Here is a 13,789-nt window from a genome sequence, read left to right on the forward strand (position 1 = left end):
TTAGTGTACTACCTCCGCTTTAGGCATTTGTTCTGCTGTAAATGTCATAGATTCAATAACACGGACCATTGCTTCTGCTGTATCTAAAGATGTTAGGCAAGGTACACCATTTTCTACAGACTCACGACGGATTCGGAAGCCATCACGAGCCGGTTGTTTCCCTTTTGTTAATGTGTTGACAACTAGCTGTGCTTCACCATTTTGAATTAAATCTATTAATGTTTGACCTTTCGCGCCAATCTTACCAACAACATCAGTGCGTACCCCAGCTTCTTCAAAGGCTTTTGCTGTACCTTCAGTAGCTACAATGCGATAGCCTACAGTTGAGAAGCGTTTTGCTAATGCGATGGCTTCTTCTTTATCTTTATCTGACACAGTAAACAATACTGTACCTTCTGTGCGAATTTCCATACCAGCTGCAACTAGACCTTTATAAAGTGCTTTTTCTAATGTTGCATCTTTACCCATTACTTCCCCAGTGGATTTCATTTCAGGTCCTAATGTAATATCTACTCGACGTAATTTTGCGAATGAGAATACTGGCACTTTTACAAATACCCCTTTTTGCTCAGCCGCTAAGCCTGTTGGATAGCCTTGTTCTACAATGGATTTGCCTAGAATTGCTTTTGTTGCAATATTTGCCATTGGAATATTTGTAATTTTACTTAGGAATGGGACAGTACGTGATGAACGTGGATTTACCTCGATCACAAATACTTCTCCTTGTGAAATAACATATTGGATGTTCATTAATCCGATGATGCCTAGACCTTTTGCAAGGCGAGTTGTATAGTCTACTAACGTCTCTTTTTGAGCTTCTGTTAATTTTTGTGGTGGATAAACAGAGATTGAGTCACCAGAGTGCACCCCCGCACGCTCAATATGCTCCATGATACCTGGAATTAAAACGTTCTCGCCGTCACAGATAGCATCTACTTCAATTTCCTGACCTGTTAGATAGCGGTCTACTAAAACAGGATGATCAGGAGAGGCTTCCACCGCGTTCTCCATATAGTGTTGTAATTCTTCCTTGTTGTAGACAATTTCCATAGCGCGTCCACCAAGTACATAAGAAGGACGAACAAGGACAGGGAAGCCTAGACGTTCACTTATTGCAAGAGCTTCCTCTGTAGAAACAGCTGTTTCACCCTGCGGCTGTGGAATGTTTAATTCACGTAATGCTTGCTCGAATTTATCACGGTTTTCTGCACGGTCGATATCCTCTAAAGAAGTACCTAGGATTTTCACGCCATTTGCAGCTAGCTTATCAGCAAGGTTAATGGCAGTTTGACCACCGAATTGAACAACGACACCAATTGGTTGCTCTAAGTCGATAATATGCATTACATCCTCAATTGTTAATGGCTCGAAGTATAATTTATCTGACACTGAGAAGTCTGTTGACACTGTTTCTGGGTTTGAATTGATAATTATAGCTTCATAGCCAGCTTCTTGGATTGCCCATACTGAATGCACAGTAGCATAGTCGAATTCAACCCCTTGACCGATACGGATTGGGCCTGAACCTAGTACTACAACTGAAGGTTCTTCTGACTTAATCGATTCATTTTCTTCTTCATATGTGCCATAGAAATATGGTGTTTCTGATTCAAATTCTGCCGCACATGTATCAACCATTTTATAAACTGGAATAATGCCATGCTCTTTACGATAAGCATAAATGGCTTCTGGTGACGTTTCCCAAAGCTCAGCAATTTTCTTATCTGCAAAGCCTAAACGTTTTGCTGTTCGCAATACCTCTTTGTCATTTTTATTGTCAGCAAGTGTTTGTTCCATATCCACGATATTTTTAAATTTATTCAAGAAGAATAAATCAATAGCTGACCATTCATGAATTTGTTGAATTGTCACACCACGGCGTAAGGCTTCTCCGATGAAGAATAGGCGCTCATCTCCCGCCTTGCGGATTCGTTTTTCGATCCATGAATCAGAATTGTCCTCGGCATGCTTTAACTCTAAGTGTACTTGACCAGTCTCAAGTGAACGAACCGCTTTAAGCATCGCTTCCTCAAATGTGCGACCTAGTGCCATTACCTCACCAGTGGCTTTCATTTGCGTACCAAGATTACGTTTCGCCGATTCGAATTTATCAAACGGCCAGCGTGGAATTTTAGCTACGATATAGTCAAGTGCAGGCTCAAAGCAAGCATATGTTGATCCTGTTACAGGATTTTTAATTTCATCTAATGTTAAGCCAACTGCGATTTTTGCTGCTAGCTTGGCAATTGGATAGCCCGTTGCTTTTGATGCTAATGCAGATGAACGAGATACACGTGGATTTACTTCAATTACATAGTAATTAAAGCTATATGGGTCAAGTGCTAGCTGTACGTTACAGCCACCTTCGATTTTTAGTGCACGAATAATATTTAGAGAAATATTACGTAGCATTTGATTTTCACGATCTGATAGTGTTTGCGTTGGTGCTACTACGATCGAGTCACCTGTGTGAATACCAACTGGGTCAACGTTTTCCATATTACATACGACAATGGCATTATCGGCCGCATCACGCATTACTTCGTATTCAATCTCTTTATAGCCAGCAATTGATTTTTCTAATAAGCATTGTGTAACTGGAGAATATTTTAGGCCGGATGTCACGATTTCCTCTAAATCTTGATCATTATAGCAAATACCGCCCCCTGTACCACCAAGCGTAAAGGCTGGACGAACGATTACAGGGTAACCGATTTTCGCTACAAAGTTTTTCGCTTCATCTAATGAATGGATAATATCAGATTCTGGTACTGGAGCACCTAATTCATACATTAAGTTACGGAATAAATCACGGTCTTCTGCCTTATGAATAGCGTCTAGTTTTGTTCCTAGAATTTCAATACCAAGCTCGTCTAAAATGCCTGATTGGTCTAGTTCAATCGCCATGTTCAGTCCTGTTTGACCACCAAGCGTTGGTAAAATAGCATCTGGGCGTTCTTTGCGTAAAATACGAGATACAAATTCAAGAGAAATTGGCTCGATATAAACCTTGTCCGCAATTTCTGTATCAGTCATGATTGTCGCGGGGTTAGAGTTGATTAAAATAACTCGGTAGCCTTCTTCTTTTAATGAAAGACAAGCTTGTGTTCCTGCATAGTCAAATTCTGCTGCTTGGCCGATGACAATTGGGCCTGAGCCGATTACTAAAATAGTTTCGATATCTGTACGTTTAGGCATGTTGTTTCCCCTTCCCTGCTTCTACTTCCATCATGTCAATGAATTCATCAAATAAGTGGTTTGAATCCTCTGGTCCCGGTGATGCTTCTGGGTGATATTGCACTGTGAAAATTGGATATTTCTTATGTCGTACCCCTTCACATGTACCATCATTTAATGCGATATGTGTTAATTCCAAATCAGTATCTTTTAATGATTCGATATCGATTGCATATCCATGGTTCTGCGATGTTAAGTCTGTACGGCCTGTTCGTAAATCTTTTACTGGATGGTTCCCCCCACGGTGTCCAAACGGCAATTTGAAAGCTTTTGCGCCACTAGCTAAAGAAAAGATTTGATGGCCTAAACAAATACCGAACATTGGCACTTTTCCGATTAAGTTGCGTACCGTTTCAATACCTTCTTGGACGTCTTCCGGATTCCCCGGCCCATTTGATAGCATGATGCCATCAGGATGCCAAGCTAAAATGTCCTCGGCTGACGTATTGTAAGGAACTACTAGCACATCACAATCACGTTTATTTAATTCTCTTAAAATACCATGCTTCATTCCATAATCAATTAAGACAACTCGTTTACCACGTCCAGGAGATGGATAGGCAGCTTTTGGTGATACTTCACGAACATGGTGAGTAATGGCTGGCGTCGCTTGTAATTGTGCTACAATTTCTTCCACATTCACTTCTTCATCAGCAGCTGTCAATATCGCTTTTACTGATCCTTTACTGCGAATAATACGTGTTAATTTTCGTGTATCAATCCCTTCAATTCCTGGGATATCTTTTGATGTTAAATAGTCATCTAATGTTAAATCACAGCGGAAGTTTGAAGGTGTTTTAGCAAGCTCACGAACAACAAATCCGCGAATTGCTGGTGTAATCGATTCAAAGTCATCACGGTTAATGCCGTAATTTCCAACTAACGGATAAGTCAATGTTACAATTTGTCCATAGAACGAAGGATCTGAAATGGTTTCCTGATAACCTGTCATTCCTGTTGTAAATACAACTTCACCTTGTGAAGCGCGCTCACTACCAAATGCTGTACCTGTAAATACTGTGCCATCTTCTAAAACTAGTAAACGTTTTTTCATTACTCTGCCTCCTGATATACGATATTGCCTTCAAAAATAGTTAGCACTGGCCAACCCTTTGCCACCCAACCATTAAATGGTGTGTTGCGTCCTTTTGATACAAAGCCTTCTGCATCAATTGTTTGTTCTTTATGAATATCAATTAGAATCATATCAGCTGAAGAACCTACATCTAATGTGCCGTATGGTAAATCAAAAATTTCAGCTGCTTTCACTGTCATCCAATCAATTAATTGTTTTAGCGTCCACTTTCCTGTTTCCACAAATTGTGTATAAAGAAGTGGGAAAGCTGTTTCAAAGCCTACAATGCCGAATGGTGCTCCTACCATACCGCAGCATTTTTCTTCTACTGTATGTGGTGCATGATCTGTTGCGATGCAATCGATTGTGCCATCTAATAGTGCTGCATGCAGTGAATCCTTATCATCTGCTCCACGTAATGGAGGATTCATTTTCCAGTTCGCATCATCGGATGGAATATCCATTTCCTCTAGTAACAAGTGATGTGGACAAACCTCTGCGGTTACACGAATTCCAGCTGCCTTTGCATCTCTTACCGCACGAACAGATTCCTTCGTTGACACGTGACAAACATGGTAACGGGCACCTGCCGCTTCTGCTAGTAGAACATCGCGTGCAATTTGTACAGATTCACAAATGGATGGAATACCTGGTAAACCAAGTTCTTTGTTACGTTTTCCATCATGCATGACTCCATCATAAATTAAGGAGTTATCCTCACAATGTGCCACAACAACCATATCGTGCTTTGCTGCATCTTTCATTTGCTCATACATAGTAGAGGCAAGTTGAATCCCTACTCCATCATCAGAGAACGCTACAGCTCCCTGAGCTTTTAATTCTTCGATATTTGTTCGAACCTCACCTGAAATATCCTTTGTTAGGGATCCATAAGGGAGTACTCGAATAACAGCACTGTCTTCAATTAGTCCATTAATGAGCTGCATATTTTCAACCGAATCTGGTACTGGTTTTGTATTAGGCATCGCACAAATTGTTGTAAAGCCACCCTTTGCTGCAGAAGCTGAACCTGTTGCAATCGTTTCTTTATGCTCAAATCCTGGTTCACGCAAATGCGTATGGACATCGATAAAGCCCGGTGCCACAATCAAACCATGCCCTTCAATGATTTCAGCACCTGCTACAGTTACATCTTGTCCAACAGCTGTAATTTTCCCATCTGCCATCGCAATATTGACTGTATGCAGTTCACCTTGCTCATTTAACATTTGTACATTTCGAAGTACCTTTGTCATATTATTCTCTCCCCTTTAAAATAGTTTCCATAATGGCCATTCGTGTGTAAACGCCGTTTCGAACTTGTTCAAATATTCGTGATCGTTCACACTCTACTAATTCAGAAGCGATTTCAACATCCCGATTTACTGGTGCTGGATGCATAATAATTGCTGAATCTTTCATTTGTCTTTCACGCTCGATCGTTAAACCAAACTTTTGATGGTAACTTTCTTTGGAGAAGCTACAATTCTCCTTATGACGTTCATGTTGTACCCGTAATAACATAATGACATCGCTTATTTCGATTAAATTATCCCATGAATGGTGTGCTTCAAAACCACCAGACCATTCTTCTGGACATAGGAAGTGAACATTTGCCCCTAAGTTTTGTAATGCTGTTGCATTTGATTTCGCTACCCGGCTATGTGAAATATCTCCAACAATCGTGACAGTCAATCCCTCAAAATATCCAAACTCTTTTTTGATTGTATAAAGGTCTAATAATGATTGTGAGGGATGCTGCCCAGCACCGTCCCCTGCATTAATCACTGCTACATGCAGGCCTTCTAGTAGGTCATTGTAATATTCATCCTCTGACGCTCGAATGACAACTGCATCTATACCTATCATTTCTAATGTTTTGACTGTATCGTACATTGTTTCCCCTTTGGTAACACTAGAGAAACCTGCATCGAAAGGGATGATATTGCAGCCAATTTTGTACTCTGCCATTTCGAAGCTTGTTTTTGTTCGTGTACTAGGTTCAAAAAATAAGTTGGCAACGTTGTACCGGCGAGATAACGATGATGTTTCACCATTTTCAAACGCTTGTGCAAGATCTAGGATTTGATTAATCTCTTCTGTTGTTAAATGTTCCATCGATAATAAGTTCTTCATCATGTGACCTCCATAAGGTGTGTGTCATGAACGTCTATGTATGACGTTCCTAAAGTCAATTTCGCCTTGGCGTCATTGCGTCCGGATTTTGAATGAGGGTTGCACAATTCATTCCTTACAAACTCCGTGACAACTGCCTAAGGCTTTATTTTCATTCATGCTGCTTTCAATGTGGGATGAATGAAGATAAAAAAGCCCCGTTGATGTCATCAACGAGGCATAAGGAGGCGTGACAAACTACAGCAGGAGATTTATCCTACTTCAGCCTGTCCACAACTTCCCTTTCTTTGCCTCTCTGGACAATTCATTAAAAGGTACTACTATGAATTTTTATTTTGATTGTAAGGTACGGGTATTTCTGCTTCTTTCTTTCCTGGTAGAATAGCATTCAGCAGCACACCGATAATCGCTGCAAGTGCCATACCCTCTATACTTAAAGATTCTGTAATGACGAATTTTGCACCGCCAATACCTATAACTAAAATTACTGAAGCAATTACTAAGTTACGGCTATTACCAAAATCAATATGATTATCTACTAGCATGCGTAAGCCACTTGCTGCGATAATACCGAAGAGTAAAATTGAAACTCCACCAAGAACTGCAGTTGGTATAGTTGCAATTACTGCCATTGCTTTCCCGAAGAATGATAGTAAAATGGCAACCACAGCTGCACCTGCAATAACATAGATACTGTACACACGAGTAATGGCTAGTACACCAATATTTTCGCCGTATGTTGTTTTTGGAGGACCGCCGATTAAAGCACTGACAAATGTTCCAAGTCCGTCGCCTAATAAAGAACGGTGTAACCCTGGCTCTTTAATATAATCTCGCTCTACTACTTTTCCTAACACTAGTTGGTGACCAATATGTTCAGAGATTGTTACAATGACAATTGGTACCATGATAAGTAAAATCTTTGATGTAATTTCAAATTCATAATGCACACCTGGGATTAAAAAATCAGGCATGGCGAAAAATTTTGCATTGGCAATCGGTGTATAATCTACTATGTCAACAATCATAGAATAAATGTATCCTACGATTAAACCCATTAAAATGGGCATTGTACTTAAAATCCCTTTAAAGAAAATCGTAAAAATAATGGCTGTAAATACTGTGACTAAAGCTGCTGAGAAGTGTAAAAAGCTATACTCACCGTCAACGTTCATAGCCATATTCACGGCCGTACCCGATAGACCTAAACCAATAACCATAATCACAGGTCCAACCACGATTGGCGGCAAAATTTTCATAATCCACTTATAGCCACTTTTCCATATGATCAAGGACACAATCCCGTAAGTAATCCCGACTGCCATTGCACCAATCATGGCATGTCCTGGATTGACACTGGAGCCATCCTCATTTAAACCACCTGCTGCAAGTAAAATTGGCGCAATAAAGGCGAAGGACGATCCTAAATAGGCTGGTACCTGAAATTTCGTAATTAATAAGAAGAATAATGTCGCAATCCCGCTCGTTAATAGCGCAATTGCTGGGCTAAGACCTACTAGCTGTGGCACTAAGATGGTTGATCCAAACATGGCAAACATATGTTGGAAACTTAATGTCACTAGTTGGAGTGGGGTCGGTTTATCCTTTATATCTAAAACTGCGTTTGACATAATGTTTCCTCACTTTATTGTTCGTCTTCTTTGTAAATAATGACGCAATCATCTCCATCTACTTCTTGTAAATTGACGATGATGCGCTCAGAGCCAGAAGTTGGAACATTTTTTCCTACATAATCTGCTCTTATTGGTAACTCACGATGTCCTCTATCCACTAGAACGGCTAGTTGAATTTGAGCAGGTCTCCCTAAATCCATAACGGCATCCAGTGCAGCACGTACAGTTCGTCCTGTATAAAGTACATCATCTACTAAAATGATTTTTTGATTTTTCACTACATACTCGATATCAACTTGTTCTACATGTGCTTGTTCATTTTCATGTTTTGTTGTTAAATCATCTCGGTAAAGGGTAATATCCAGTTCCCCTGTACGAATTGGTTTCCCTTCAATTTTTTCAATTCGTTGTGCCAAACGTCTGGCTAGAAAGGCACCTCGTGTTTTAATGCCAACTAAAATACATTCGTCGATTCCTTTGTTACGTTCAATAATTTCATGGGCAATACGTGTTAATGCTCGAGCCATTGATGGGCTATCTAATAATTCATTTTGTGCCATATTCGTTTCCTCCTCTCTCCAATTTAGTGTTGCCATGTGTCCATAAAAAAACCTCTCGAGGCGAATAGCCTGAGAGGGTTGTATACGTGTTGAAAAAGCGCGTTGAAAAATTTGCAGCACAAATTTCTACAACACTATTTGATCACATGTACCTTCTCAGCCTCTCTGGACTGCTATTAAAGGTGAATATTTAGTTAAGTTGTTCATTCACTGTCGTTAGTATAGACTTTCTTTTCGTATCCGTCAATGCCTATTTCGTAAATCCTTTAATAATTGCTCATAATCAGCTGGAAGTGGTACTTCAAACTCCAAATATTCACCTGATGAAGGATGATCGAATCCTAATGTTGCTGCATGTAAAACTTGTCCACCAAAGTCGATTGTCTTTTTTGGTCCATATTTCGGATCTCCAACAAGTGGGAAGCCGATATAATTCATATGCACACGGATTTGGTGTGTACGTCCTGTTTCTAAACGACATTCCACCAGTGTATAGTCACCAAAACGCTCCACAACTTGGAAGTGTGTAACAGCGTGTTTACCATTATCGACTACTGCCTGTTTTTGACGGTCCTTTTGATCACGACCAATTGGCGCGTCAATTGTTCCCTTATCATGTGCAATATGTCCATGTACAAGTGCAATATATTTACGGGTAACCGTTTTATTGACCAACTGATTGACTAATGATTCATGTGCCGTATCATTTTTAGCAACCATTAATAAGCCTGATGTATCTTTATCAATACGATGGACAATACCAGGTCGAAGCACACCATTAATACCCGATAAATCCTTACAATGATACATTAACCCATTCACTAAAGTGCCTGTCATATGACCTGGCGCTGGATGTACCACCATACCCTTTGGTTTATTTACTACAAGGACATCTGCATCCTCATAAACAATATCCAAATCTAAGTTTTCTGCGACAACATCCAATTCTTCAACTTCCGGAACATCAATAGCAATGATGTCACCAGCTTTAACCTTATATTTTGCTTTTACAGCTTCGCCATTCACTTGAATGATCCCTTCACTAATCCAATTACCGATTTGTGTACGTGACCACTCGGTTTGTAAGCTTGAAAGTGCCTTATCAATACGCTCTCCCTGCTGTTGTTCTTCGATTGTATAAGTTACTTGCGTCATTGTTTCACCTGTCTCTTCTCTTTTTTATCTTCCATAATCAAACCAATCATCAGTACGACAACTGCTATGGTTAAGGCAGCATCCGCTACATTAAATATAGGGAAATCATAATTTATAATTGGTATTAAAACATCTACAAAATCGACCACTTCACCCCTAAATAGTCGATCAATAAAATTCCCTACCGCTCCACCGAGTAAGAGCATTAAGCCTACTTGAAAAACAGGCTTACCTTTTGCTTCTTTATGATAAAAATAGAGAATGGCACAGATAACAGCAACTGTGACAATGCTAAACAACCACATTTGCCCTTCTAACATCCCCCATGCTGCCCCTTTATTACGATGAGATAAAATGCCAAACCATGGGTCCAACACAGCAATACGTTCACCATACTCCATATTTTTTACAATTAGCCATTTTGTCCATTGATCCAATAAAACGACAAAGGCGGCCAATCCATAATATTTATACACAGACATTCCTCCGTTCACTCAACATCTTACCTATTCTACCATAACAGCACCAATGACAATAACTAATATCACATCAAAATATGGCGGATTCCCAATGTGCTTCAAGAATATAAAAAGCTATTCCTATCACTTTTTCAAGCAATAGAAATAGCTATGATTTTGTATGTTATACCGTTTCCGATTCTTTTGCATGTACCCGCTTCATGAAATCATTCACATCAGCAGGAACTTTACGATCTAATAATGACACAATGATAACTGATAAGAAACCAACAGGCACTGTCACGATACCTGGAATTTTAAACTGTAAGAAGCTTGGTAATGTTCCTGGTAAAAAGATCATCCACATGGATACGGCAAGACCAATTAGTAAACCCGCAATAGCTCCCTTCTCGGTCATGCCTCTCCACCAAATACCTAAAATAAATATGGGTGTGAATGTACTTGCTGCGACAGTAAAGGCAAGTGCAACTAAATGTCCAATAGATGCATCTTTCACAAGTAATCCCAGTGCTCCATATAAAATGCCTAATAATAATATAGCTACTTTTCCAGCAACAACACGTTGCTTTTGTGTAATGTCCTTTTTCATAATGTTGGCATATAAATCATGAGCTAGCGCACCTGAGCTCGTGATAAACAGCCCTGAAAGGTTGGAGAATATGGCTGCAAACGCACCTGCAATAACTAAACCAAGTAACCATTTTCCTCCTAATGCAAGTGCCGTAGTAGGAATCACCATATTATTTCCACCTAATACTAAATCACGCATTACCTCCTCACTAGCTGTCCCAGAAATGAAAATGGTGCGACCTACAACACCTAGATAAACAGCTAATAAGAAGAATACGCTGGCAATACCGATAGCCATCAGTGCAGATTTACGTGCTGCTTTCGCACTAGGATTTGTATAAAAACGCAATAATATATGAGGCAGTCCAATCGTTCCTAACGCTAAACCAATCGTCATACTAATAGTTTGCCAAAACGTTGGGAAATAGAAGCCTGTGCCTGTCCAAGCACCCCCATCAAAATTGACATCACTACCATCCAAAGCATACGGTGAAGTACCAGTGATAGGTCCACTAAAGGAATTAATAGCTGCGAGAATTTTATCATAATGTAAGCCACTATAAACCGCGGCTATTAACATGACAATAAAGGCTCCAAGACGAATCCAAAGCTCTAAAGCTTGATTGATGGTTGTTCCTTTCATTCCTCCAATCCCTACATAAAAAACCATCACAATACAAGTAAAGATAATGCCGAATTCATAGGAAGTACCAAAAAACATACTTAAAATTTGAGCCGCACCTAATAATTGGGGAGCTGCATAAAAGCCCGAGATAGCTAAAACGACCGCAACTGCTACTAGGCGAGCTCGTCTACTATGAAAACGATAACCTAAAAAATCAGCAACTGTAAATGCACCAAAACGTCTTAACGGACCGGCTACAAAAATAGCTAATAATGTTAACCCAATAGAGAAACAAAAAGCATAATAAGCCCCATCATAGCCTAGTTGAAATGTTAAACCAGCGATCCCAAGGAATGTTGCTGCACTTAAATAATCCCCACCAATCGCAGAACCATTTGTAAACCATCCAAAGCTTCGTCCTCCTACAAAGAAATCCGATGCTGTTGCATTTCTCTTAGTTAAATACGTAATGTATACAATCGTTCCCATTAAAGCAATGGTCATTAACATCTTTGGTTCTAATAGCGCTTCTATCATTCAACATTTCCCCCTTTGTTCCAACTACTTATTTGCTAAATCATATTTTTTTAGGCGCTTTTCGTACAAGGCTGTATGCACATAGGCAATAATAAATGCCATCGCCATCATCACAATCGTTGTTACAAACCATGTAACTGTCATTCCACCCCAAATTTTCTTAAATGCGAACTCTGGAGCAAACCAATTCATAACAGGGATACTAAAAATCAAAATAAAGTAAAATACCGATAAACCTAAACCTGTTGTAAATTCATCTTTCATAATTTTGTTTGTTGTAGCATCAAGAGGAGGCAAATCTTTCACATCAATAGTTCCTGCCTCCACGTAGTCATAATCATGACTTCCAACTTCCGCCATAAGCCAACTCCCCCTTTTTCTTGTCAGCAAATAATTATCTGAAATTTCAAATTATTATCCACTACAATTATTTTATTCTATTTCAACTACAATATAGATATAAAATATTGCTGTATTAGTACAAAAAATTGCTATTTTAAGTTAAAATATTTCTATCTTTTCAATTCACAGGGGGATGGTAGCATTTTAAAGGTGGTATGGTATATGGAAAGCTCATTTGACAAGCAACAAATGAGTGAATGGTTACAAGAGGTTTTACCAAACGCTTTTGAGGAAAGTAAAGTATCAAAGCCAGAAGATGAGGCCATTATTGTCTATGAAGTCAATCGGTTATTTGATTGGGTAAAGATTAATCGATTAAAAAGAAATTATCCTAACAGTATAATTGTCCCGGTTGTTACAGAACACCTTACCTACTCAACTGGTATAGCCATTGAATTAGTTTTACCTGCACTTCTCATAAAACCTTTACAAAAATCAAAATTTTTACGAATTGTAAAGAAGCTGTATACAGCCTATCAGGAAAAAAAGGCTAGTTCACTCACACTGCTTGAGCTATCACAACAAGTGTCCCAACATCATACCTCACCGTTCCGAGAAGCATTTTTAAAGCGTTTGATACGGGGTGAAGTCGACAATGAACAAGAAATTATCCAATCTTCATCCTTTCTATCATCAAACTGTATACCTAATATTGTGTTTTTAATTCAAGGCTATATCGATGGAGATGATAAGAAAGCAGATGCAAGCAGTATCATCACCAATATTTTCCGTCAAAATTTCGTAAATCAAGCACCTTTGTCCTTTTTACATTTTGAACGCTATTTACTACTTCTCATGCGAATTCCGCGTGAGTACAACTCATTCAAACATTGGTCAGAGGGAGAAGCCTGTCTTTTAGAAGTTATTGAAACACTGAAAAGGGACTATTGCATTCATTTGTTTATGGGGGTTGGTAGTGTATTTCAGGACGCTATGCAAGTGAAAGAGTCCTATAGCCAAGCGCGAAAAGCACGAAGAAAACCACCTATCGATAACATTCATATAAGATATTACGAGGATTTAACAAAGCATGAGCAGCTTCAAAAAGCCATCCATTATATTGAAGAGCATTATGACGAGCAACTAACCATTCGTGATGTGGCAAACTATATAAACTTTAGCTCCACACATTTTAGCAGACTATTTAAAAAGGAGACTGGTCGAAATTTCGTTGACTACGTTGCCTTTACTCGCATCATCAAAACATTACCCTTTTTACGTAAATACGACTATACCATAGAAAAAATTGCCTCCACTTGTGGCTTTAACACACCTAATTATTACAGTCTAACCTTTAAAAAATATGTAGGGATCTCACCAACAGACTACCGCAATACAAAAGAGATTTTATTTAAATAGTTCCAGCTAAAAGAATCTGC

Annotated in this window: 11 protein-coding genes; 1 reads left to right on the forward strand and 10 read right to left on the reverse strand. The window is 39.2% G+C overall.

The window, feature by feature from the left end; translation table 11 throughout:
• The 10 genes from carB to ABC382_RS10985 form a co-directional block, all read right to left on the reverse strand.
• Entirely contained in the window at positions 1–3,198 is a 3,198-nt protein-coding gene (carB, locus tag ABC382_RS10940) for a carbamoyl-phosphate synthase large subunit (RefSeq protein WP_322611391.1), read from the reverse strand.
• Positions 3,191–4,291, reverse strand: coding sequence for a glutamine-hydrolyzing carbamoyl-phosphate synthase small subunit (carA, locus tag ABC382_RS10945; RefSeq protein WP_322604658.1), 1,101 nt, complete (start codon positions 4,289–4,291; stop codon positions 3,191–3,193). Before carA ends, carB begins: the two co-directional genes overlap by 8 nt.
• Positions 4,291–5,568: a dihydroorotase gene (locus tag ABC382_RS10950; RefSeq protein WP_274795887.1), complete on the reverse strand. Its 1,278-nt coding sequence runs from the start codon at positions 5,566–5,568 to the stop codon at positions 4,291–4,293. The genes carA and ABC382_RS10950 overlap by 1 nt, the downstream gene beginning before the upstream one ends.
• Position 5,569: 1 nt before the next feature.
• A complete protein-coding gene (locus tag ABC382_RS10955; RefSeq protein WP_322611390.1) occupies positions 5,570–6,448 on the reverse strand; it encodes an aspartate carbamoyltransferase catalytic subunit in 879 nt (292 codons plus the stop codon).
• 320 nt (positions 6,449–6,768) lie between these two features.
• Positions 6,769–8,079 carry a uracil-xanthine permease family protein gene (locus tag ABC382_RS10960; RefSeq protein WP_274795886.1) on the reverse strand — a complete coding sequence of 437 codons (1,311 nt, stop codon included), beginning with the start codon at positions 8,077–8,079 and terminating at the stop codon, positions 6,769–6,771.
• 14 nt (positions 8,080–8,093) lie between these two features.
• A complete protein-coding gene (gene pyrR / locus ABC382_RS10965) occupies positions 8,094–8,678 on the reverse strand; it encodes a bifunctional pyr operon transcriptional regulator/uracil phosphoribosyltransferase PyrR (RefSeq protein WP_274795885.1) in 585 nt (194 codons plus the stop codon).
• A 207-nt stretch (positions 8,679–8,885) separates the two neighbouring features.
• The gene (locus tag ABC382_RS10970) at positions 8,886–9,797 is read right to left on the reverse strand and encodes an RluA family pseudouridine synthase (protein ID WP_312506798.1); all 912 of its coding nucleotides are present in this window, start codon (positions 9,795–9,797) and stop codon (positions 8,886–8,888) included.
• Positions 9,794–10,273, reverse strand: a complete 480-nt coding sequence (gene lspA, locus ABC382_RS10975; protein WP_274795883.1) for a signal peptidase II — start codon at positions 10,271–10,273, stop codon at positions 9,794–9,796. Before lspA ends, ABC382_RS10970 begins: the two co-directional genes overlap by 4 nt.
• A gap of 166 nt (positions 10,274–10,439) precedes the next feature.
• Positions 10,440–12,008, reverse strand: coding sequence for a sodium/solute symporter (locus tag ABC382_RS10980; protein ID WP_322611389.1), 1,569 nt, complete (start codon positions 12,006–12,008; stop codon positions 10,440–10,442).
• Between the two features lie 24 nt (positions 12,009–12,032).
• The gene (locus tag ABC382_RS10985) at positions 12,033–12,368 is read right to left on the reverse strand and encodes a DUF485 domain-containing protein (RefSeq protein WP_274795881.1); all 336 of its coding nucleotides are present in this window, start codon (positions 12,366–12,368) and stop codon (positions 12,033–12,035) included.
• A gap of 204 nt (positions 12,369–12,572) precedes the next feature.
• Here ABC382_RS10985 and ABC382_RS10990 point away from each other — a divergent pair, with 204 nt between their 5' ends.
• Complete coding sequence (locus ABC382_RS10990) at positions 12,573–13,769, forward strand: AraC family transcriptional regulator (protein ID WP_322611388.1); 1,197 nt, start codon at positions 12,573–12,575, stop codon at positions 13,767–13,769.
• The last annotated feature ends 20 nt before the right edge of the window (positions 13,770–13,789 follow it).

The organism is Lysinibacillus phoenicis (assembly GCF_047238325.1).
In the GTDB taxonomy this organism is placed as follows: domain Bacteria; phylum Bacillota; class Bacilli; order Bacillales_A; family Planococcaceae; genus Lysinibacillus; species Lysinibacillus irui.

Excerpts from the sequence above, each read along its gene's own strand:
- ABC382_RS10960 (WP_274795886.1), bottom strand. The coding sequence starts at position 8,079 with ATGTCAAACGCAGTTTTAGATATAAAGGATAAACCGACCCCACTCCAA.
- carB (WP_322611391.1), bottom strand. The coding sequence starts at position 3,198 with ATGCCTAAACGTACAGATATCGAAACTATTTTAGTAATCGGCTCAGGC.
- ABC382_RS10950 (WP_274795887.1), bottom strand. The coding sequence starts at position 5,568 with ATGACAAAGGTACTTCGAAATGTACAAATGTTAAATGAGCAAGGTGAA.
- ABC382_RS10955 (WP_322611390.1), bottom strand. The coding sequence starts at position 6,448 with ATGAAGAACTTATTATCGATGGAACATTTAACAACAGAAGAGATTAAT.
- ABC382_RS10990 (WP_322611388.1), top strand. The coding sequence starts at position 12,573 with ATGGAAAGCTCATTTGACAAGCAACAAATGAGTGAATGGTTACAAGAG.
- carA (WP_322604658.1), bottom strand. The coding sequence starts at position 4,291 with ATGAAAAAACGTTTACTAGTTTTAGAAGATGGCACAGTATTTACAGGT.
- ABC382_RS10985 (WP_274795881.1), bottom strand. The coding sequence starts at position 12,368 with ATGGCGGAAGTTGGAAGTCATGATTATGACTACGTGGAGGCAGGAACT.
- pyrR (WP_274795885.1), bottom strand. The coding sequence starts at position 8,678 with ATGGCAACACTAAATTGGAGAGAGGAGGAAACGAATATGGCACAAAAT.
- ABC382_RS10970 (WP_312506798.1), bottom strand. The coding sequence starts at position 9,797 with ATGACGCAAGTAACTTATACAATCGAAGAACAACAGCAGGGAGAGCGT.
- ABC382_RS10980 (WP_322611389.1), bottom strand. The coding sequence starts at position 12,008 with ATGATAGAAGCGCTATTAGAACCAAAGATGTTAATGACCATTGCTTTA.